This is a genomic window from Paenibacillus sp. FSL H7-689, from assembly GCF_000517905.1.
GTDB lineage: Bacteria > Bacillota > Bacilli > Paenibacillales > Paenibacillaceae > Paenibacillus > Paenibacillus amylolyticus.
Map to the genome: position 1 here is coordinate 386,513 of NZ_ASPU01000028.1, position 20,898 is coordinate 407,410.

Consider the following 20,898-nt stretch of genomic DNA (forward strand, 5'->3'; position numbering starts at 1 on the left):
AGCAAAAAGTACGTCTTTTCTGGCCAGAAATGGTATTGCCTGATTGAACAGTCACAACCCAGTTGATGTACAAGCTCTCTTTGCGGACAATAATAAAACACTTTTTTCAAAAAATGCAAGTGTTTTTTTACTAGGACTTGACTTATAAAAAGGTATTCACATGACCATACTTACATTTCATATATGAAAGAAAATTTAGTTCACATATTCCATATGAATTTTAGAATATTTGCTATACAAGCACATTACTATGTACTCAACTGTTACTGAAGGTGTAGGTTTCCTTTTGAATTTTTCTCCTCATTCTCTGTCACAGGTTATTGACAAGAACAAACCTTTGCTTTTATACTGATACCGAAATGAACGAAATACTAAAACCCGATGGATGTGGATTTTTCTAGAGAGTGATCTCTATTTTCGCCACACGAATGCCTATGCGCATTTGTGTGGTTTTTTTGTATGCAAAAAAGGAGGAATATTTATGAAATTATGGCATTATGCACTTATTGTATTTTTGGGAGGCTGTTGTTACGGCATACTTTCCACATTTGTTAAACTGGCTTATAACGCTGGCTTTTCAACACCAGAAGTCACTGGCGCACAATATTTCTTTGGTGCAGTTTTAAGTTGGATATTTGTGATCTTTGTCAAAAAGAGAAGCCTTACTCTCAAGCAAATTACAAAACTTCTATTATCCGGAATCCCCTTTGGACTGACAGGTATGTTTTATTATCAATCACTACAGAGCATAAATGCTTCTCTAGCTATTGTCTTACTATTTCAGTTTGTTTGGATTGGAACATTATACGAATGGGTCCTTCAGAAGAAAAAACCTACCGGGGGCAAACTAATCTCGATTGGTGTACTGCTTTTCGGTTCCGTACTAGCGGCTAACGTCTTTTCTCAAGGAAATCTCTCGTTATCGTGGCAAGGAACAATTTGGGGACTACTGGCTGCTTCAACTTTCGCTTTATTTATTTTCCTCAGTGGTTCTGTTGCGAAAGATACTTCGCCCGTATTGAAAAGCGCCCTTCTTTCAACTGGAGCTGTTATTACTGTCTTTGTGGTTTTCCCTCCAACCTTCTTATTCAACCTGGATGTGCTGGCAGGATTGAGTCCATATGGATTAGTTCTCGGAGTTTTTGGCGTTGTATTGCCTCCACTTCTGTACTCCATAGGTATGCCCCATATCGGTTCAGGAATGGGTACAATTATGACCGCATCTGAATTACCCATGGCCGTTATAATGTCTTCTCTTGTACTAGGAGAATTTGTAGGTTGGTCTCAATGGCTTGGAGTGATTATTATTTTATGCGGTATCTCATTTAGTAGCATAAGACAAAGAGGATTAAGACCACAATCTTCTATGAAGGAATATACATCTCTTTAGACTTAGAGATGTAAAGAGAAAGCTATTTGTGAATTCTATCGTTACACATATAGCAATAATCCAAAAATTTCAGAACAAGACTTGGAGCATTACAAGACTGTTTGGAACTTGCCCAGTTGTACTAGTAAACGAAAATGAACCGTTTGGTTCCCTTCTAGCGATCAACAAGGTAATATGTGGAAGAATAATTTAATCTTGTTTCTGGGGGTGATCCTACCCAACATCGAGAATTTGTTATGATAGCTGCTAAGTATAGGATACCAGAGGAGCGCGCACTAACATTTTATATACTTCTAAGGAACTTTGCCCGGTTGCAACTCCTCATGTTTGTTTTGTATATGCGAGTTCTTCTGCTCAAATAGTTTAATGGCTGACAGATTAAACGTGCCCCAGCGCCTATCTACAATTTGTACATTAAGGAGATCAATCGCAATGTACAAATTGATGTTCCTGTACCTGTTATCTGACCGAATCAAAACACTACATGTTGAACTGCACTAACGAACAAATGAGAGTAGATCTATAATAGAAGAAAAAATTTAAATCTTGTCCAACAATCACTGATGTTTGCATCATTCTTTATAAAGAATGGTCATTAAATTGTTTGCAAAAAAGTACTAATTCTTATTTAGAATAGATAACTTTCTTTTTATATTTGAAGATGTTTTAAAAGAAACCTTATCTGCGAATATATATTGATTGCGGTTCCAGTTTTTCGTATCGCCATAGTTACACTATCCTGAGCGATAGATGCATGAATTAGCTAGGGAAAACCGATTAGCTATTTTCCTAATCGTGCCATATTCTTATCCCTCGACAACTCTTGTTCCATTTTGGGACCAGAATACAGGGTTATTTCAGATTAGATTTTGAACATAAGTAAAAGGGTTTCGTTTTAGGAGCTCGTATACCCGTAACCCTTATAAATTTCATGGCTCCAAGTTTCTTTTGACAAGAACTTTATAACTATACTCACCTTTGACAGCGTCATTTTTTTCAGCAATGGAACTGAGTTCTTGGTTTCAGAAAGCGAATTGTGCTTTTGTCTCGCCATAAGTTCTGTCATGATACTATTTAGATATTCATCTAATCGGTAATCGGACTATGTTCTTGTCCCTCGACATTTTTCTGTTTCCCTTTCTTCGAGAGTTTAATTTAATTGAAAGCAGCTAGTTTGGATTGCCTAACGGGCTAGCGACTGCATTGGCAATATTTACTCATTCGAGATTTAGACCATCCAAACATTCCTGCACTAGCCGGAACCTGCCTGCTATTCGTAGCGAACCCCCAATTAATGAAAGTCGAGAAACGGTACAAGCAAAAATACACCCCCCTAGAATTTCATCGGCTAAACTCAGGGGTTTTTCCAATGTCTATTCTAGGGGGTACACTTCATTTTCAAATGATGAAACTAAATTCTTCATCTTTTTCTTGCGACATTCTTGATCTCTAAAGCTGGCGTTTTTTTTGTTTAGCACGCTTCATGCATTCGTTGTTTGTAGTAGCTTCTCCCCTCCCATTTTATATGTAGCATCAATGTTTAATTGTCTATTCCATCAAATCTGTTACTGCACCTCTTGAAGCAGAGGAAACTAATTTAGCATATTTGGCAAGTACACCGGATTTCACTTTCAGTGGCGGTTGTACCCAAGCTTGCGCTCGAGCGGCCAACTCTTCTTCTGGCACTTCAACCTTAATTTCCTGAATGTCGCTATCGATGGTGATAATATCTCCATTTTGGAGCAAAGAGATCGGTCCACCTACTTGTGCCTCAGGGGATACATGGCCGACTACAAATCCATGCGAGCCACCCGAGAACCTACCATCTGTTATGAGAGCAACTTTCCCACCGAGACCTTTCCCTACAATGAGTGCTGTAACGGAAAGCATCTCAGGCATACCTGGTCCACCCTTCGGTCCACAATAGCGTATGACCAATACGTCCCCTTCTTGAATTTCATCATTCATGATCGCTTCTGTCGCTTCATCTTCGCTATCGTACACCTTTGTCGGTCCGGAAAACTGTTGTATCTTCATGCCTGACATTTTGGCAACAGCGCCTTCAGGAGCTAGGTTTCCTCGAAGCACAACCAGTGGTCCATTTGGTTTAAGCGGATTATTGAGTGGACGTATAATCTCTTGATCATTCTGTAGTGGAGCAGCTTCCGCTAAATTCTCCGCCAACGTTTTACCAGTTACGGTGAGGCAATCCCCATGAAGTAATCCCTCAGCGAGCAATAGCTTCATTACCCCGGAAACACCACCAATATCATTCAAATCCTGCATGACATACTGACCACTTGGCTTCAGATCTGCCAAATGAGGAACACGCAAGCGAATTCGTTCGAAATCATCCAAGGTTAAATCCACTTCTACGGAGTGCGCAATAGCTAGCAGATGGAGAAATGCGTTGGTTGATCCCCCTAGAGCCATAACAACGGTGATCGCATTCTCAAATGCTTTCTTCGTCATAATGTCTCTTGGGTAGATTTCCTGTTCAAGAAGTGAGATGACCTGCTTACCAGCTGCTTCGCATTCCAATGCTTTATCCGCTGAGATAGCTGATGTCGAAGAAGAACCAGGCAAACACATACCCATTGCTTCTGCAGCTGCGGCCATCGTATTAGCGGTATACATCCCCCCACAAGCCCCTGGACCTGGACAAACACTGCATTCGACCTTATGCAATTGTTCGTCTGTTATTTTTCCATCTTGATATTGCCCAACGGCTTCAAAAGCTGAAACGATATCCACTTTTTTACCGTCGAGATTACCAGGTTGAATGGTTCCTCCATATACATAAACAGAAGGAATATTCATCCGTCCAATAGCCATCAAACATGCAGGCGTATTCTTGTCACACCCACCGATTGCAACAACGCCGTCAAAACGCTCGGCTCCGGTCACAATTTCAATCGAATCAGCTATAGCTTCCCGACTTGGTAGCGAGAACAACATCCCGCCATGCCCCATCGAGATCCCATCAGAAACGGTAATCGTATTAAAAATTAGTGGAGCACCGCCGTTATTACGTGCGCCCCGCTTAGCTTGCACCGCTAAATCATTGATGTGCATATTACACGGTGTTACTTCACTCCAAGTACTTGCTATTCCGATCATTGGCTTTTTAAAATCCTCATCTTGAAATCCAACTGCACGCAGCATCGCTCTGTTCGGTACCCGGTTAGCACCTTCACTGATTACCTTGCTTCGAATGCGAAGATCTTTTTTATTTTCCATGTTTCTTCCCTCATTTCAAAGTATTTCGTTCAGTTCCTGCATCGGTCGAATAAAATTTTGTTTCATTAGTACGTGAGCATTATCGCTATTTTTGCCTTCAAAAGCTTTAATAATCTGATCATGTTCTTCAACTGAAGCTAGTGTAGCCGTAATAGGTTGTTTTAAAAATACGTATTTAAATCGCCTAATGTGAATCTGAAGAGATGTATTAAATGTAGCTACATAAGGATTATCTGAGAGCTCCACAATATAATTATGAAATTGCTCATCCACCTCCATAGCCTGATAAACTTGTCCATTTTTAATAGAACTTGCGAATTCCAAATTTATGGATCTTAGTTTCTCGATCTGTTCTGGAACAATAATTTTGGCGGTAATTTCAGCAGCTAAGGCCTGAAGAGCAGCCATCGTTGAATACATCTTAAAAATATCGTTTTTCTCAATATTCGTTACTTTTGTTTCTTTTCCTGGATGCATGGACACTAGGCCTTGAACTTCGAGTAACTGAAATGCCTCCCGAATCGGTGTCCGGCTGACTCCAAGCGATTCAGCCATTTCCGCATCAATAAGCTTTTCACCTGGTTGCAGTGTTCCATCAATAATCCATCGCTGAATCTGAGAAAACGCTCTTTCTTTTGCGGACATACGGACTGGTAAGGAAAAATCTTTAGGTATTGGCATTGTTTTCATCCTCATTACAATTATTCTTATATGCAATATATCGCATACACGATCGAGAAGCAATTATTATTTCATTTATTCGCTCAATTAAGTTTATCCAGATAACTACCTGTTTTTATTGAGAGTCTGAGACAAAAAAGAGAACTATAATTTAAAAGTCTTTCTTTGAGAAATGTTACATAAGGAATATATTTTAATGTGAATGTTCTTATATAAAATTATTTGGTACTAATGAGGGCTTATGTACTTTTTACTTAAGTACACATCTAATCGGCAATCGGACGATGTTCTTGTCTATTACGGTAATCGGTACAAGTTCTTGTCCTTGGCTTGGGACAAGAACTTGGTTCCTTAAATCAAAAAAGCCGCTAAAATAGCGACTCTGAATGGAACAATGTTCTTGTCCCTCGACAACATATCTCCTGTAATACATTGACACAAAGTTCCCTACCAAAAAGCACCCTACTTTCAATGAGGTATCTGTCGTAACTCAAAGCTTTCTTTTCACCATGCTATCCTTTGCGTTGGGCTGTCCGTACGATTCCATCAACAACAGTTTCAAACAACTGTGCCGGCAGATCATGTCCCATGCCTTCAAGTAACATGAATTCTGCACCAGAGATGGCATGAGCCGTGTCTTTTCCGCATGCTGGCCGAGTCATTAACGCCATTACATCAGGCGATGTTGGTGGAAGTTCGGGATTTCCTGTTGTTGACATGATGGAAGTAAGAGAGAGAACACGCTCCGGATATCGGCTGGCAACAAGCTGGGCAATCATGCCGCCCATCGAACGTCCAACGACATGTGCATTTTTTATCCCCAGGGCATCTAGCAATCCAATTGTATCATCAGTCATATCATCAAGTGTGTATGGAATAACCGGGAGTTGTCCCGACACGAGTGTTTTAGCAATTGCTTCAAAATCCAATGTGTTGTGATGGTTAAAGTGTGTGGATAGACCTGTGTCCCGATTGTCAAAACGAATAACTCTATATCCCCGAGCCGCCAGTATTTCACAAAATGGAACGGTCCAACGGATCATCTGGGTACCAAGCCCCACGATCAACAGAATGGTTTCATCCGTTTCACTGCCATAACTGTCATAGATGAGTTCTATGCCGTTAACTTTTAACATATTCATTGTTATGTTCTCCTTAAACTTAATTTTATGGTAACTCTGTTATGGGCAATAGTCGAGAATCTTCAATGGCGGCAGTTGGGTGTCCAGTCCCTTCCAAGTAAGATACATGATTCGAAAAGGCCAGGAACGACTCTATGCTGCTCTGACGAACTAACATGATAAAATCTCAATGTTCAGCTTCTGGACCAATCAGGTATTCTCCGTCTTTGCCCATAAAAACAATCTCGCCCCCACTTTCTTGTAGGAACGGGAGCGTGTGTTGAATATAACGCTGGAAAGCTTCTTCTCCGCTAATGGTGATCTTTCGCCACACAAGTTTCATGCCACTGTTTTGAGTCGGTTCAATGTAACCAGATGATTCAGTCACGTTCCATACCCCACTTTCCTTCTTTATCTGCTGTTGTGCACATCGTTTACATGGCTATTAACTCTCTTCCTGTATGAATGCACCCTTGGCTAAAGTCTTAATATAGTCTCTGATATCGGTTATCCAATCATCAATTAATCCGTAAAAGTGATCTTTATTCCCGGCATACAGTGCTCTCAAAACCTCCTCATATTGAGGGAAATCGCCCGCCATTGCAGTCATAAAATGATAACTTGCTTCCTGTGCTGTGCGAACTTTATTTTCGTTTTCCCCCGAGCGGCGAGCTTCATCTATCAATCTTCGCAGCGTTACGGAGGCTCCTCCGGGTTGAGCTTTAAGCCAATCCCAATGTCGAGGAAGCAAAGTAACTTCACCAGACACCACTCCTAGCTTGGGACGGCCAACCCTGCGAGCAGGTTGTTCGTGTTCTTTTGTATCCGGTATATGTCCAGCTTGGCTGTTTAACCGCTCAAGCACCTCAGCTGTGTTTCCACGGAAATCAATATCTATTGGTTTACCCGTCAAATCATTAAAAATAAGCAATTGTACAAATTTACTGTCCTCCAAATTCTCTTTCACGGTGATAACAACATGCTGTAATGTACCTTTGGCGAAACAATCTCTTTCTACAAAGGCAGTGCAGCTTATTGAATTATTAGGTGAAACCTGCATGTAATTCCTCCTCTTTCGTTCCCTTATCAATAATATTACCCGGGTAAAAATAAAAAATCAATATTACGGGGAGTTTTCATTCCCGTAGATAGACAAAAAGAACGACCACGGTCGTCGCGTGGGTGAGTATTGCGTCGGTCAACGCTATTTACCACAACTGATATTCGTATGCTTTTATCTAGTCACATGATCTCCTTCGTGATACTATTTAGATAATAATCTAATCGGTAATGACACAATGTTCTTGTCCTTTTCGGCAAAGGAACCAAGTTCTTGTCCACAACATGGGACAAGAACTTGGTTCCTTAAATCAAAAAAGCCGCTATAATAGCGACTTTGAATGGAACAATGTTTGTGTCCCGCTACATTTGGTGATTCTATAATCTTGCCTTCTGGTCATCAGTAAGTTATATTTTCGGATAGTTGAACACCTACCGTCAGCTCAACGACTTGAGCATACTCGATGTGTCGTTTTCTCAAGGATTTGTAAGTGCTATTCTAAAACCAAGATCATCTATTTTAAAATTGGGCATGCTTTTCCTTCTACTCGTAGAACCACAATTGTTCTCCACTTCAGCCCAACTGCCTCCCCTGAAAACTCTATAGTTCCCATATCGTTCAGCATCATATAGATCCCAGCACCATTCCCAGACGTTACCGATCAAGTCATAAAGTCCCCATGGATTAGGAAGCAACTGTCCTACTTTATGAACAGATCCATTGGAATTTCCTTGATACCATGCAATATGATCAATTCTTGCATACCGATATCCCGTTGATCCTGCTTTACACGCATACTGCCATTCAGCGTCTGACAGTAATCGAAATCCATTCGCTATTTTGTTAAATATTGTGTTCTCACTTTCGTTTGTAACTGTGTAACATTCCATCCTGCCAAGCTTTCTCGATAACTCATTACAGAAAGTAATAGCATCCATCCACGAAACTTTCGTAATTGGCAGCTTACTCACAATCGGCTCTATTTCTTCTTCATGCATGACAAAATGATATAACTGCTGTGTTACTGGATACTTCATTACATGGAATGGCTCTATAGCTTCAGTCCACGTTATAGTCTTTTTACTACTTCCTGGGTTAGATAAAGTGTAATCAGTGCTAAGCCATTTATCTGTATTAAGAAAATCGCGTAGTTCAATTGATCCGCCTTCTATGGGTACCATCAAATCCATTATTTCTTTTAGAAAACGTGCCTTGTCACTTCCGTACTTTTCCATATCTTATCCCCCCCATTCTAACTTACCGCCAACCAAATTCGACCCAGAAACTGTATTATCCTGGTTAATAGTTGCTAACGACGATAAACTCGTCGATACTTTTAGTGTGGTTCACCGCGTCTAATCTTGAAAGTATCCTATCTGTTAGTTGAATAAAGCAACCAATCACAATGATCGGCTGCTTTTTTTTGTTTTATTGAGCTAACGTTTCCCGTTAGCTTAGTCCACAATAGCTAAAGGTGTTTGGAACAGTTATATAATTGGCATGCCCACTTGTTGTTAGTGTGTGTAAGAAATGAGACCATGTTCTTGTCCCTCGACAGCAATATTACGGTTGAACGCAAAGACCGCTTCTCTGGCTTTCTCAAAAAACTCCATCGCTCTTCCTGCATGATCTCGCTCGATGACCTTGTATACACGGGACGGTGGATAGGAAGAAAGGATGGGATCGTCTTTCCATAAGGAACCATCGATGGGCATTCTGGAATGGACACCAACCTCCTTCCAATGCTGTTCTACGTCCGCAGGCTTTTGAATGCCTTCCAGCCCTTAGTTTCGGGCTAGATGTTTTTGTTTGTCAGTAAAAAGTATTTTCGTATAACTTCCCCGTATGCGCATCAAGCACTTCGGGCGTCCGCTCGTGCTCGCTACCAATCATTCGATACACTAGTTCGTACGGGGCCTCTTCCGCCCTAGTATTGTGCATCCGTTCCCATTGCAGACGCAGCTTGGCCTGTGCCGTCCATCGGAGGATGGCTGTCTGGTAATCAAATGAAGGCACGGTCTCCAGCTTCTTTAACTGTTCTGGCCTTATGGAGGGGGACATCAAACTTTTGACCCTCCCATTAGAGCGGTCAACAGCTAGTTGATAGCATTCATCCCTGACAGATACGTCTTGAACATATACACCAAAGCGAATGATTTCCAAACGATCTTCGTCGTCGGTCTCTTCAGTTAGAAGCTTGAGATACGGCAACATTTCGGCTGCTAGTCCTCGGACATAGTCCATAGCTACTTTTATACATGCGTCTCGATCCCAGGTTAATGGAGCTAGTTGATCTGGCTTACCATGCGAAACAAAGTCAATCAGTTGTCCGGTTTGGCTGTCTACTCGCGCCTTGACCGCTCCCTCCATCTGATCAGCCCAATAGGCCTTCCAAGACCAGTCATTCTTGGCTGGACGCTCTTCATTCTGTTGCTTCCACACCATCAACTTGGTGTTCGAGCCAATATTGTCGTCTTGTACTAACTGAAATTGGTCGTTGTCTACGCCAATCCACTTTTCTAGGCTTCGTGCGGGCGGGAACTCACCTGGCCACTCGTCCAGAGTTCTTGGGTCAGAGGGGACAGCTTCTGCCCTATAGGCTGTCGGAACTTCCTCCTGTGATGATGCAGTATAGATTAGCCCTCTACTTCGGGGGGCGTAAACAAGATGGACCTGATCGTCACCATCCGTGTACACGGCTTTGTCCAATACGCAATATTCCACATGTAGCAAAAAATTCGCCTTCATACACGCCATCTGTTCCTCTTCTGGTGTGATCATGGTTGGGAGTGCTGGCCCTGGAACGGTTCCATAGTACCTAAATCCGACCACGCGACCGCTGGGATGAACCATAATCAGGCATCCCGTCTCAGGAAGCGGCAGCCCCATCGCCTTCTGCTGTCGTGTGTACACAAACATCCCTTCCATCCACTCCATCTCACAATACGGAAAATCACGCAGTGCGCCGGGATAATGATCTTCCAGGAATTGCTCTGCCTGCTGTTTGAGCTCCTCCTCAGATATCCGTGTCTCGTTGTCCAATGAGGCCCAGGAAATGGCATAGTCTAGCAAGTTGCCGTCCCTGGAGAGCGTGGCAGAAACGGCGTCATCACTCCCCGTTTTAACCCATAAGAATCCCGCTTCTCCCTTCCCTGTTCCCCTCCCGGTGTTCTCTTGATAGTCATTGACGATCAGATCATAATCCGGTGAAACGGCAAACTGGTGCTCTGCCTGTTGTCTTAACTGCAGACGTAATGTATCCAGGTCTCGTTCGAGAAAATCTTGAGCCATTTCCTTGCGCAAATGTTCCAGCCCCTTCCGTAATTGTGTTTTTACAGTACCTAATGGCATATCCAGGAGATGGGCGATTTGCTGCTGGGTCAGGTCCTTCTTATATTTTAAGAACAGGAGCTGACGCAGCTTCGGATTCAGACTGGCCAATGCACGCTCCAGATCCAGGGTTTGATCGATATCATTAACGACCAATGGCTCTTGCGCCTGCGGGTCTTCGCTCAGGTGAACACGCTTGGATTTCTTCAAATGATTGAGCGCCCGGTTCACCACAATTCTGGTAAGCCAGCTCTCAAACGCTTCGGCTTGCTGCAGCGTTTGCAGTGACTCATAAGCCTTAACCAAGGCATCCTGAACGATATCCTCCGCATCTTTGGACTCCCGTACATAATGGCGAGCCACTCGGTGCAGCTTATCCGTTCGATCCTTTATAAGAGATACGAAGGCATCGTGATCTCCGTTTTGTGCGGCGTTGATTTGTTGCTGTGCATCGATCATTGTCGTTCACCTCCTGTTATATAGACAGTTAACTCGGGGGTTTGGATTTAATTAATGTAACATTATTCTTATAGTTGTTCCCAAATAAGTGCATATGCTGATTATTTAGATATACACCTACTCGGCAATCGGTACAAGTTCTTATCCTTAGCTTGGGACAAGAACTTGTACCGATAAAATAAAAAAGCCGCTAAAATAGCGACTTCAATGGGAATATGTTCTTGTCCCTCGACAACTCGCCTCAATTTCTTTAGACAATACATTTGTTTGTTCCCCTAGATATTTCAACTCGTTAGTCAGAACTGTTGTATCGTCGCCTAACCGAGCCATAACTGATACACTTACAACATTTCGAACATCAACATCATTACTTAAAGCCATTTGTTCGATAAAACCCGAAAGTATCACAAGTATTTTTTCCTCACTTTTGGTTAATTCATGGTTAATTTAAGTGTGAACAACATTTTTATAATTTAACGTTATCTCTTTCCTCTTTAAGCAAGGTTAGTCCCACTCAACTCTTCGACTTATTTGTTAAACTATCCTGCCCTTATGATACGGTTCGTCGTATTACCTGTAGAGCGAAATCGAAGGCACCCAGTAGGGTGCCTTCGATGTTCTTACTGTCTCTCTGTGGCAAGTTGGATAAACGAACTCAAATCCATCAACCAACCTTGTTGGGACACTCGTTCATTGTAAAGAATGTGCAAGTGCTGCAACAGAACCGCGGAAATCGGGTCTGCCGTCAGCCGTCCACAAAAGCGCTGTCACAAATGTATGGCGATTCGGATCGTACAGCGGATCTCCTATAATGTTCTTGTACGTTCTTGCGTGAAACACAAATAGCGTCTCTTCGTCGTCCTCTGACACCGTGAAGGAATTATGACCGGGACCATACATTGAGATGATCTCATCTGTCGAGAGAACCGCTGTTTGCGACTTGCGCCATGAGGTGGCATCGAGCAAATCAGCATCCGCATCGGCTTCAAGTAGGCCCATGCAATAATTGAAATCGGTGGCGCTAGCCGAGTAAGAGAGGAATACCCGATTACCCTTGCGAAGAAATGCCGCGCCTTCGTTCACTTTATAACCAATGATCTCCCAGTCATATTCCGGCATCGAAATCATCGTTTGCGACCCAGTCAGCGTCCACGGATTGCTCATTTTAGATATATACAGATTAGAGTTACCTCCGATGTTCGGATCCTTTTGTGCCCATACGTAATAACGGCTGCCATTATGCTCAAAGGTAGTGGCATCGAGGGCAAAGCTTTCCCATTCGGTACGAACCTGCCCTCTTTCCATCCAACTGCCTTCGAGCGGATTGTCATTTTCATTCTCTAGCACGTACATCCGATGGTCGAACAAGCCTTCATTCGTTTCCGTCGTGTATGCGGCAGCGAAATACACGTACCATTTGTCATCAATAAAATGCAGTTCGGGTGCCCAAATATTGGTACTAAGGATACCATTCTCGCGCTTTCTCCAGATCACTACAGGAGTTGATGTAACAAGCTTCTCAAGGTTCTGGGCTCTACGGATTTCAATCCGATCATACTCCGGAACGGATGCTACGAAGTAATAATAACCATCCGAATGTCTGTAAATAAAAGGATCAGCTCTCTGTTCAATTAATGGTTGAATGTCGTGTGACGCTCGTTGTTGGATTTCCATCTTATCACCTGTTTCATCATAATATAGATTACCCTTTAACAGCGCCTGCAGTCATACCGTCTATGAAATATTTCTGAAAAGCAATGAATAGTATGAAAATTGGAATGATGGAGAAGAAGGAGCCCACGATCAATAAGTCATAGTTATTGCCATAAGGAGTTAACAACGTTTTCAAACCGATTGGAAGTGTATATTTACTCTGATCTCCGAGCACCATGAATGGCCACAATAGATTATTCCAGCTATTCATACCATTCAATATGGCCATTGCTGCAAACGATGGCTTCATAATCGGCATAATTAGTCTGAAATAAATCGCATACTCGTTTGCGCCATCAACCCGCCCAGATTGAATAATCTCTTTGGGTATGCTTCGTAGATATTGCCTGAAGAAAAATATTGTCGCGGCATTGGCTATACCGGGCAGAATGATTGCCGTATAGCTATTCACCATTCCCAAATCATTAATTAGGCTGTACAAAGGAACCAGCAGTATTTCGAAAGGCACCATCATAATGAGTAAAACACATATAAAGAGGAAGTTCTTACCTTTAAAATGATATGCTGCAAAACCATATGCAACAAATGCGCTTACAAAAAGTGTTAAAACCACTTGAACGATTGTTAAAATCATACTGTTCCAAAACCACACAAAATAATCATGTTCTCCAGTAAACAGAAAGATGAAATTATCAAAACTCATGATTTCAAAATCCAAACTTAGGTTAAGACCATATCTAACTAATGATTCACCTGGTTTAAAGGAAGATAGGGCCACTGCGTAGAATGGGATCATAATTATAACGAATAGTATAATGAATAAACAAATAATTACTATTCTAGAGATGAAATCACTCCTCGTCTGACTTCTGCCCACTTTAATCCTCCTCCTTTTTGAACATTCCACTAAATTTCAACTGCGTTAAATTGATAACCATAGCAATGACTAACAGAACGATACCAACTGCTGCTGCGTAACCCAGCTTATTCTGCTCAATCCCTTGTCTATACAGGTATCCAACAATGGTTAAGCCAATATTTTGGGGTGATTTGTTACCGTTGAACATCATCAGGCTCTCAGTAAACATTGCTAAACCTGCATAAACACTAATTGTGGTAACATATACCGTGGTCGGCTTCAATAATGGCATTGTGATCGTTCTAAACTTCTGCCAAGCAGATGCACCGTCAATTGAAGCAGCCTCATAATATTCATTGTCAATGCTTTTCAAACCCGATAGATAGTAAAGCATATTAACGCCTGTCCATCTCCAACATGCGAGGATTAACAGTGCTGCCATACTCCAATTTCCGTCTTTCAAAAATTTGATAGGCTCTACACCAAATATACCTAGGAAACTGTTCATTAATGAACCTTCCATCTCACCAAATGTAAGGCGGAAAATGGTACCCGCAACTGCGACAGATGTCAATGCAGGGAGAAAGAAAGAAGATTTAAAAAACTCTCTTCCCATCATTAACTTACTGTTGATCATAACGGCGAATAACATGGGAAAAGGAATCAACAGCACTAAGGTTCCTAACATGTACACAACGCTATTTTTAATAGATGTCAAAAACACTTTATCAGTAAGTAATTTCGAATAATTTGCTTCACCAATCCATTTAGGATCCTGTCCCAGCATCCTATCTTGAAAGCTCATTACGAATGAATTTACAAGCGGAAAAAACCAGAATATCAAAAATATGAGTATAAATGGCAATACAAAAACATAAGGTGCAACTTTTTGAGAGTATACAAATTTCTTTATCATATTCTCAATCTCCCTTGACTATGGTTAAACCTGCCGACCACTGTACCTGCCGACAGGTTTAATCAAATCATTTACTTATTATATTTATTTCAATTCTTGTTCAATTGCTGCTTGTGCTTCATCCAACGCTTCCTTCACGTCTTGGCCATCTTCAAAGATAGCATTCAAAGTAACCGTATTGAATATATTGCCGATGGTTGGTGAAGCTTTAACGGACTTAATCGCTCTAATTTCGTCTTTGATTTCATTCAAAGTATCAAATGCATTTGTTTTAAAGTATTGGACGTATTCATTTTCAGGGTTTTTCGTAACTGCATCATCTTTCCATACTTCCATGTTGATTGGGTCAAATCCAAGTGTATTCCAGATTTCTGTAGTAGCTTCTTTCGAAAGCTTAGCAAAGGCTACAAATTCTTTTGCCAACAGAACGTCTTTACCATTCTTAGTAACAACTGTGCCAGTACCGCCTAAACCAACGGAACGAGGATTACCTTCTTCGAATACAGGCAATGGAGCTATTGCATACTTACCTTTAAGGTCTTTCATTTCGTTTACAAAGCGGGACATGTACCACTCAGGCATCAATGCACTTGCGTAGTTGCCTTTGTTATATTCACCTTTTGCTTCTTCTGTGTCGGGTTGTCCGCCAGGGATCGTATGAATAACATTGTTCTTCTGCAGATCGACTAACATTTCATACGCTTTAATCATTTCAGGCGAGTTCACTTTTGGATTACCATTTTCATCTGTAAAATCGGCATTTTGCTGAGCTAGTAGCAGCGATGCTTGCCACGAAGCTGATGTATCAGCAGTACCTAAGTACTTGCCAGTCTTTTCGTAAACCTTAATACCTGCTTGTTTGTAATCTTCCCACGTTTTGATTGTCTTGTAGTCAACACCTGCTTGTTCGAGAATTTCAGTGTTGTAGAAAGCAAGCGTAGCACCTACGTGATAATCAAAGCCATAAACCTGATCGGCTTTGGAGTAAATCTCGACACGTGAAGGAACAACAACGTCTTTGTATGGTGCAAATACATCATTCAAAGATTCCAGGGGAACGTTGTCACCTTCCAAGAATTTAGGGAATTGACCAAGCTCAATATCCGCGATATCAGGAGCACCTTTTCCGCTTGTAACTGCCAATAAGAGCTTGTTGTGCATATCATCGTAAGGCATAACCGTTACATTCAACTTAATCTGTTTGTCTGGGTTCTGTTGGTTCCATAACCCCAGCATTTTATCCAAATGCTTGCCGTGCAAATCTGCGAATGTCCAAAATGATAATTCTGTTGCATTCTCACCGGCATTAGCGCCTAATTGCTGTGTTTCCGTTTTTGAACCAGAAGGATTACCACATGCAGTAAAAACAAGTGACATAATCAGGAGAGTAACGATGGAGATTAAAGCACTACGTTTTTTCATTTGTTCGTCATCCTCTCTTTTTTGTTATGCATTTGAAAAGTCGGCTGACTAGTTAGTTCTGTTAATTTAAGCGGTTACAATCCATCTTGGCACCACCATCCTTAACATAATTCTAACCTTTCAAAGAAAAGACCCCTTCGCAACAATTTTCAGATTCCATATTGTAAGCGCTTTACATGCCGTATTATAATATATATGAAATAAGCTTTATATAACCAATTGATTATAAAATCATAAAGTTTATGGGGAGATGCTACTCTTTGAAAAAGCTGGCGCTCTACAAACAAATTCGAGAAAATATTATACAGAAAATTAAATCAGGGCAGCTTCGGCCAACGGACCGCATTCCTTCTGAACAAGAACTAATGGACGAATTCAGAGTAAGTAAAATAACCGTCAGGAACGCCCTAACCCTACTAGCTGACGAAGGATTAATTATACGCGTACAAGGCAAAGGCTCATTCGTCTCTTCTAGTCTTGTTGTTTCTAGCATCAATTTCTCGCCATCCCCAAGCAGCGCGTGCTCCATGCCGCTCATCGGCTTCATCATTCCGACGATGAGAACCCGTGTCATTCAGAAGCTCGTTGACTACACGGAACACTTCCTACAAGAAGCCTGCCTCAGCATGGTACTAAGCATCACGCGCGAGTCCTCCTCTATCGAATCAAACGTCATTCGTACACTAACGGAGCTCGGTGTGAAGGGGTTGATCGTTTTTCCAACAGAAGATGAGAAGTATAACGAATCATTACTGCGTCTGTCGCTCGATAAATTCCCGTGTGTGTTCATCGACCGCTATCTGCGCAACATTGAGACGTACACCATTACATCCGACAATTACGGCGGTGCGTATAAAGCTGTATCCCATTTGTTATCCAAGAGTCATCAGCAGATTGCGCTCATCTCACCTGAAAATGCCAATACAGCCGTCGAGGATCGCACGCTCGGCTTTGAGCAGGCGTACACAGATCAAGGCATCTCGATTGACAAGAGCTTGTGGTGTCACATCCCTCTCGACATTCTACGCAGCGAGCAAGCATTGGACTATGTAAGCAACTTCTTGCAGAACCACAGTGGAATTTCGGCAGCCTTTTCCTTGACTGAAGAAACAGCACGCCTTACATCCGCCGCGATCAGTCTTCTGAACGTTCACTCAAATATCGACTTGCTATCTTTTGATAATCCACATCTTTCAGGCGTAGCTTATGTGCAGCAGGATGAACAGGAAATGGCACGAACAGCCGTAAAGCTGTTACGTGAACAAATGGATGATATCTATTCTCCTAAGAACGCCGTTATTCCCGTGCAACTCATCTTCCCTTGACACGACAAACGTTGCAGCCTACACAATGATCTTGTCTTCAGCTTGGGACAAGACTGGTTCCTAAAAACAAAAAAAGGCACCTCTGTGGAGAGATACCTTTAGCTATATTATCCGCAAGACATGTTTCTGGCTGAGCAACGGATAAACATTGAATAATGCTGCAGATTTCAAACACCATAAATAAATTTAGTTGTCATTGTATACAGCCTCCCTTTTTCGCAGTACCACTACGATATCTGTCTGAGGTACAAATAAATTATAATTCGTTACATGCACTTGTCTCGTTTCGGTTACTGATTCTATCTTTAATTCAGGAGGAAGACAGCGCTCTATGTGAGTAATTAATGTATCTTTGGTAAATCTCCAAATTACACCATCAATTGAAGAGTTCGCCATATAACCACCGTCCGTTACAGAACCTGAAAGAGACTTGAGAACAACCGGGTCCGCAATAATGATAGATCCACCGTCACGTAACAGTCTGCAGCTCTCTATGAAGGCTTTTTTGTGATAGCGAATGTGATGAAAGCTTCTTGCAAACAAAATCATATCGCAACTATGATCAGGTAAAGAAGTTGGTTTATCAATGAAAGCATGGATATAAGAATTAAACCTTCCCCACTTCTTTCCAAGTTTTAGAGCATTTATATTCGGATCCATGTTGAGAAAACGAACATCCTTCTGCTTGCGAAGATACTTGTTCAATAAACCTGTACCACAGCCCACCTGAAGAACATCGCCTTTTAAAGGGGGTAAAACTTTGTAAACATTACGAGGAATAGGAAAATTTTGAACGTACATGGCCAATTCGTAGAAAATCGGATAACGCTCTTGCAATCGAACCAATTTACTGGTGTAGAAAGGATTCCGCTTTTTCTGACGTTTAAAGTCCCATTTGTTCAAATAGTAGACAGGGGTTAACAGCAAGAACAGAATAATAAAGACACTTTGGACGCTATAAATTCCAAGTTTACTAAAACGATCATTGGAATTATGAGACATCATTTGTTTAGAAGTATTCAAAATGATCACTCCCCTCTCACAACGCTATAAATGGTGTAGAACCTCTTTAACATAATAAACGAGTATTTTTTGACTCCTTCACCCCCGTCCATTTGAAGCTGACAAAAGAAGAGCCGTTTACGTTGATGCATCACATGTGTTTCAACCACTGGATTTGAAAGAACAGGTTCCGTTATATATTATGAACTGTCTGTATAAGCCGTTTTTGGAGAAATCATTTTTTCGTGGAGGCCTCAATTGGACAATGTTTGTCGAGCGGCGTAACGAATTTCGCAACGTATTCGAGCAAATGTTACATCAACAGGAGGCTGATGCTACGCCTTATTTAGCTGCTGCTCAATATCAATCATAGTCGTCTTGGTCTGGAATGGTACAATGTTCTTGTCCCTCATCTGAGCATCGAAAAAGCCGCCCACAGGCGACCTTTTGAGCAAGAATACGATTTCTAATTTGAAGTATGATCATCAGGACGATGGATCATATAGGTCTGCATCATGTTCTTCGATCCAATCAATTTGCCTGAATCCATAGCCAGCCATCGTTTGCTGCACATCCAGCACCTCTAATTCCGGTGCCTGCCAAGGCGTTTTTTTCGTTTCCATCGGCCGTCCCCTCTTTCTGCAAAAACTGGAACCAACTGGAACCAAGATGCGAGCACCCTTACATTACTTGTGCGATACAAACTTTTTAGGATACGATTTGTATCTTTTTGAAAATTATAAGACACAATACGTATCTAAGTAAACAACTATTTCATCCCTTTCTATGGGTTAAGTATTTCCCTGTAGCGCTACTGACCCAAGTTAAAGCCCACTCTCCTCTATATAGCTTTTTTATTTTGATACTCATCTAATCGTTAATCGGACTATTTTCTTGTCCCTCGACAGGAAAAGAAGTTCCCTACTAAAACTCGTCGACACGCGCTTCACGCACTCAACTGGATAAAGCCATTAGGATATATGTGTATTAACAAAATTCTAATTAGACTAAAAACCTTCTCTCCGAAGGAAGGAAGGCTTTATGTTTAATTAGAATAAACTTATTAATTCAATCAGTATACTGCTGAAGTATTCTTTGTTCAGCAGAGATTTTCTCCAAGTTTGAGTGAAACAACTGATCCTCCTCCTATCAAAAAAGCAGCCCCGTCAGGAGCTGCCTCATGTATTATGCCTTATATTGTAATCTTATCTGTTTCCTCTAACCAGCTAACTTACTCGGCACCCGGATAAGGATTGATCTTCTGGATCGTTCCATCTTCGTTGTAGTTCAGCTCCGAATATTTAACGCAGCGCTTGTGGTTGACGCCTTCCGACAGGGAGCTGTCGTGATAGAACAGATACCACTTGTCTTCAACTTGCACAATGGAGTGATGGGTTGTCCAGCCGATAACCGGAGAGAGAATCTCGCCCTTGAACGTGAATGGTCCCATCGGGTTCTTGCCGATCGCATATACGAGCTTATGCGTGGTTCCTGTAGAGTAGGACAGGTAGTAATAGCCGTTATATTTATGCACCCATGGGCCTTCAAAATATCTCCGTTCCTCATCCCCAGCCAGAATCGGATTCCCGTCTTCATCGACAATCGATATCTCGGCAGGCTTGCCTTGGAAGGATAGCATGTCGTCGCTAAGCAGTGCAACTTGCGGTCCAAGCGCCGGCTGGTCAGGAGCAGGTCCTTCTGCATCTGGCACGAAGCTGCCGGTCTGCCATTTCTCCAACTGGCCACCCCAGAGTCCGCCGAAATAGATGTATGACTGATTGTCGTCATCCACCAATACGGCCGGATCGATACTGAAGCTGCCTTCCATATAATTCGGTTGCGGCATGAATGGGCCTGCCGGAGACTCTGATGTTGCCACACCCAGACGGAAGATGTCGTCATGATCCCGTGCTGGGAAAAACAGGTAATAGGTATTGTTCTTATAAGCGGCATCTGGTGCCCAGAGCTGCTTGGAGGCCCACGGAATATCTCTCAGATGCAACGCTTCGCCGTGATCAACCACCGGGGAATCGAAGTTGTTCATCGAGAGGACATGATAGTCTTCCATTTTATACTGGTCGCCGTTATCGTTGCTCGGCTCGTCATGATCGAGGTCATGGGAAGGATAGATGTAGATTTTGCCTTCATAGACATGGGCGGACGGGTCAGCAGTGAAGATGTGGGTTACGAGCGGTTGGTGGGGCTTAGGTAGTTGTTGTTGATTCATAAGGCATCTCCTTTGGTATTGGAATAATAAAATCCTTCATATACGGGATTACGGTAATTCATTGATTGCACCCTCAGAATTAAAAGCAAGCGTTTACAATCTCTAATGTTATTGTATAAGCCCTGCTTATTCTTTCCTAGTACACATAATAAAGAACTTCCCCCGAAAAAATGTACAATTCCCGCCCATCTC

General features: G+C 42.0%; 17 protein-coding genes. 2 read left to right on the forward strand and 15 right to left on the reverse strand.

All coding sequences use genetic code 11. The annotated features are described in order from the left end of the window. Positions 1–481: 481 nt before the first annotated feature. The gene (locus tag C170_RS21345; RefSeq protein ID WP_036613873.1) at positions 482–1,390 is read left to right on the forward strand and encodes an EamA family transporter; all 909 of its coding nucleotides are present in this window, start codon (positions 482–484) and stop codon (positions 1,388–1,390) included. 1,548 nt (positions 1,391–2,938) lie between these two features. Here C170_RS21345 and ilvD read toward each other — a convergent pair. The 12 genes from ilvD to C170_RS21405 all read right to left on the reverse strand — a co-directional run bounded on the left by ilvD (position 2,939) and on the right by C170_RS21405 (position 16,152). Then, positions 2,939–4,630 carry a dihydroxy-acid dehydratase gene (ilvD, locus tag C170_RS21350; RefSeq protein WP_017688240.1) on the reverse strand — a complete coding sequence of 564 codons (1,692 nt, stop codon included), beginning with the start codon at positions 4,628–4,630 and terminating at the stop codon, positions 2,939–2,941. 15 nt (positions 4,631–4,645) lie between these two features. Continuing rightward, positions 4,646–5,311 carry a GntR family transcriptional regulator gene (locus C170_RS21355; protein ID WP_036613875.1) on the reverse strand — a complete coding sequence of 222 codons (666 nt, stop codon included), beginning with the start codon at positions 5,309–5,311 and terminating at the stop codon, positions 4,646–4,648. Between the two features lie 512 nt (positions 5,312–5,823). Beyond that, a complete protein-coding gene (locus C170_RS21360) occupies positions 5,824–6,453 on the reverse strand; it encodes an alpha/beta fold hydrolase (protein WP_036613877.1) in 630 nt (209 codons plus the stop codon). A gap of 166 nt (positions 6,454–6,619) precedes the next feature. Then, positions 6,620–6,820, reverse strand: a complete 201-nt coding sequence (locus tag C170_RS31400) for a hypothetical protein (protein WP_051447336.1) — start codon at positions 6,818–6,820, stop codon at positions 6,620–6,622. 57 nt (positions 6,821–6,877) lie between these two features. Further along, positions 6,878–7,492 carry a DUF2239 family protein gene (locus C170_RS21370; protein ID WP_036613879.1) on the reverse strand — a complete coding sequence of 205 codons (615 nt, stop codon included), beginning with the start codon at positions 7,490–7,492 and terminating at the stop codon, positions 6,878–6,880. Positions 7,493–7,968: 476 nt separating this feature from the next. After that, on the reverse strand, positions 7,969–8,727 hold the full coding sequence (locus C170_RS21375) for a formylglycine-generating enzyme family protein (RefSeq protein ID WP_036613881.1): 759 nt from the start codon (positions 8,725–8,727) through the stop codon (positions 7,969–7,971). 279 nt (positions 8,728–9,006) lie between these two features. Beyond that, positions 9,007–9,207 carry a hypothetical protein gene (locus C170_RS21380; protein ID WP_036613883.1) on the reverse strand — a complete coding sequence of 67 codons (201 nt, stop codon included), beginning with the start codon at positions 9,205–9,207 and terminating at the stop codon, positions 9,007–9,009. 97 nt (positions 9,208–9,304) lie between these two features. Continuing rightward, positions 9,305–11,281, reverse strand: a complete 1,977-nt coding sequence (locus C170_RS21385) for a sigma-70 family RNA polymerase sigma factor (protein ID WP_036613885.1) — start codon at positions 11,279–11,281, stop codon at positions 9,305–9,307. Between the two features lie 690 nt (positions 11,282–11,971). Continuing rightward, positions 11,972–12,955 carry a glycoside hydrolase family 43 protein gene (locus tag C170_RS21390; protein ID WP_155985112.1) on the reverse strand — a complete coding sequence of 328 codons (984 nt, stop codon included), beginning with the start codon at positions 12,953–12,955 and terminating at the stop codon, positions 11,972–11,974. A gap of 28 nt (positions 12,956–12,983) precedes the next feature. Beyond that, the gene (locus C170_RS21395; RefSeq protein ID WP_415841495.1) at positions 12,984–13,802 is read right to left on the reverse strand and encodes a carbohydrate ABC transporter permease; all 819 of its coding nucleotides are present in this window, start codon (positions 13,800–13,802) and stop codon (positions 12,984–12,986) included. 31 nt (positions 13,803–13,833) lie between these two features. After that, positions 13,834–14,730 carry a carbohydrate ABC transporter permease gene (locus C170_RS21400; protein WP_036613887.1) on the reverse strand — a complete coding sequence of 299 codons (897 nt, stop codon included), beginning with the start codon at positions 14,728–14,730 and terminating at the stop codon, positions 13,834–13,836. An 84-nt stretch (positions 14,731–14,814) separates the two neighbouring features. Next, on the reverse strand, positions 14,815–16,152 hold the full coding sequence (locus C170_RS21405; RefSeq protein WP_036613888.1) for an ABC transporter substrate-binding protein: 1,338 nt from the start codon (positions 16,150–16,152) through the stop codon (positions 14,815–14,817). Between the two features lie 260 nt (positions 16,153–16,412). On the opposite strand from C170_RS21405, the gene C170_RS21410 reads away from it, so the two are divergent. Then, entirely contained in the window at positions 16,413–17,477 is a 1,065-nt protein-coding gene (locus tag C170_RS21410; protein WP_017688249.1) for a GntR family transcriptional regulator, read from the forward strand. 186 nt (positions 17,478–17,663) lie between these two features. Here the strand turns inward: C170_RS21410 and C170_RS21415 are convergent, their stop codons facing one another. The 3 genes from C170_RS21415 to C170_RS21425 form a co-directional block, all read right to left on the reverse strand. After that, positions 17,664–18,500 carry a class I SAM-dependent methyltransferase gene (locus tag C170_RS21415; protein ID WP_036613890.1) on the reverse strand — a complete coding sequence of 279 codons (837 nt, stop codon included), beginning with the start codon at positions 18,498–18,500 and terminating at the stop codon, positions 17,664–17,666. A gap of 464 nt (positions 18,501–18,964) precedes the next feature. Further along, positions 18,965–19,102 (reverse strand): paeninodin family lasso peptide, encoded by a 138-nt coding sequence (locus C170_RS30870; RefSeq protein ID WP_106427116.1) that lies wholly within the window; start codon positions 19,100–19,102, stop codon positions 18,965–18,967. A gap of 608 nt (positions 19,103–19,710) precedes the next feature. Next, positions 19,711–20,706 carry a glycoside hydrolase family 43 protein gene (locus tag C170_RS21425; protein ID WP_036613892.1) on the reverse strand — a complete coding sequence of 332 codons (996 nt, stop codon included), beginning with the start codon at positions 20,704–20,706 and terminating at the stop codon, positions 19,711–19,713. Positions 20,707–20,898: the final 192 nt, after the last annotated feature.

Excerpts from the sequence above, each read along its gene's own strand:
- C170_RS21345 (WP_036613873.1), top strand. The coding sequence starts at position 482 with ATGAAATTATGGCATTATGCACTTATTGTATTTTTGGGAGGCTGTTGT.
- ilvD (WP_017688240.1), bottom strand. The coding sequence starts at position 4,630 with ATGGAAAATAAAAAAGATCTTCGCATTCGAAGCAAGGTAATCAGTGAA.
- C170_RS21355 (WP_036613875.1), bottom strand. The coding sequence starts at position 5,311 with ATGCCAATACCTAAAGATTTTTCCTTACCAGTCCGTATGTCCGCAAAA.
- C170_RS21360 (WP_036613877.1), bottom strand. The coding sequence starts at position 6,453 with ATGAATATGTTAAAAGTTAACGGCATAGAACTCATCTATGACAGTTAT.
- C170_RS21370 (WP_036613879.1), bottom strand. The coding sequence starts at position 7,492 with ATGCAGGTTTCACCTAATAATTCAATAAGCTGCACTGCCTTTGTAGAA.
- C170_RS21375 (WP_036613881.1), bottom strand. The coding sequence starts at position 8,727 with ATGGAAAAGTACGGAAGTGACAAGGCACGTTTTCTAAAAGAAATAATG.
- C170_RS21380 (WP_036613883.1), bottom strand. The coding sequence starts at position 9,207 with ATGCCCATCGATGGTTCCTTATGGAAAGACGATCCCATCCTTTCTTCC.
- C170_RS21385 (WP_036613885.1), bottom strand. The coding sequence starts at position 11,281 with ATGATCGATGCACAGCAACAAATCAACGCCGCACAAAACGGAGATCAC.
- C170_RS21390 (WP_155985112.1), bottom strand. The coding sequence starts at position 12,955 with ATGGAAATCCAACAACGAGCGTCACACGACATTCAACCATTAATTGAA.
- C170_RS21400 (WP_036613887.1), bottom strand. The coding sequence starts at position 14,730 with ATGATAAAGAAATTTGTATACTCTCAAAAAGTTGCACCTTATGTTTTT.
- C170_RS21405 (WP_036613888.1), bottom strand. The coding sequence starts at position 16,152 with ATGAAAAAACGTAGTGCTTTAATCTCCATCGTTACTCTCCTGATTATG.
- C170_RS30870 (WP_106427116.1), bottom strand. The coding sequence starts at position 19,102 with ATGGAAACGAAAAAAACGCCTTGGCAGGCACCGGAATTAGAGGTGCTG.
- C170_RS21425 (WP_036613892.1), bottom strand. The coding sequence starts at position 20,706 with ATGAATCAACAACAACTACCTAAGCCCCACCAACCGCTCGTAACCCAC.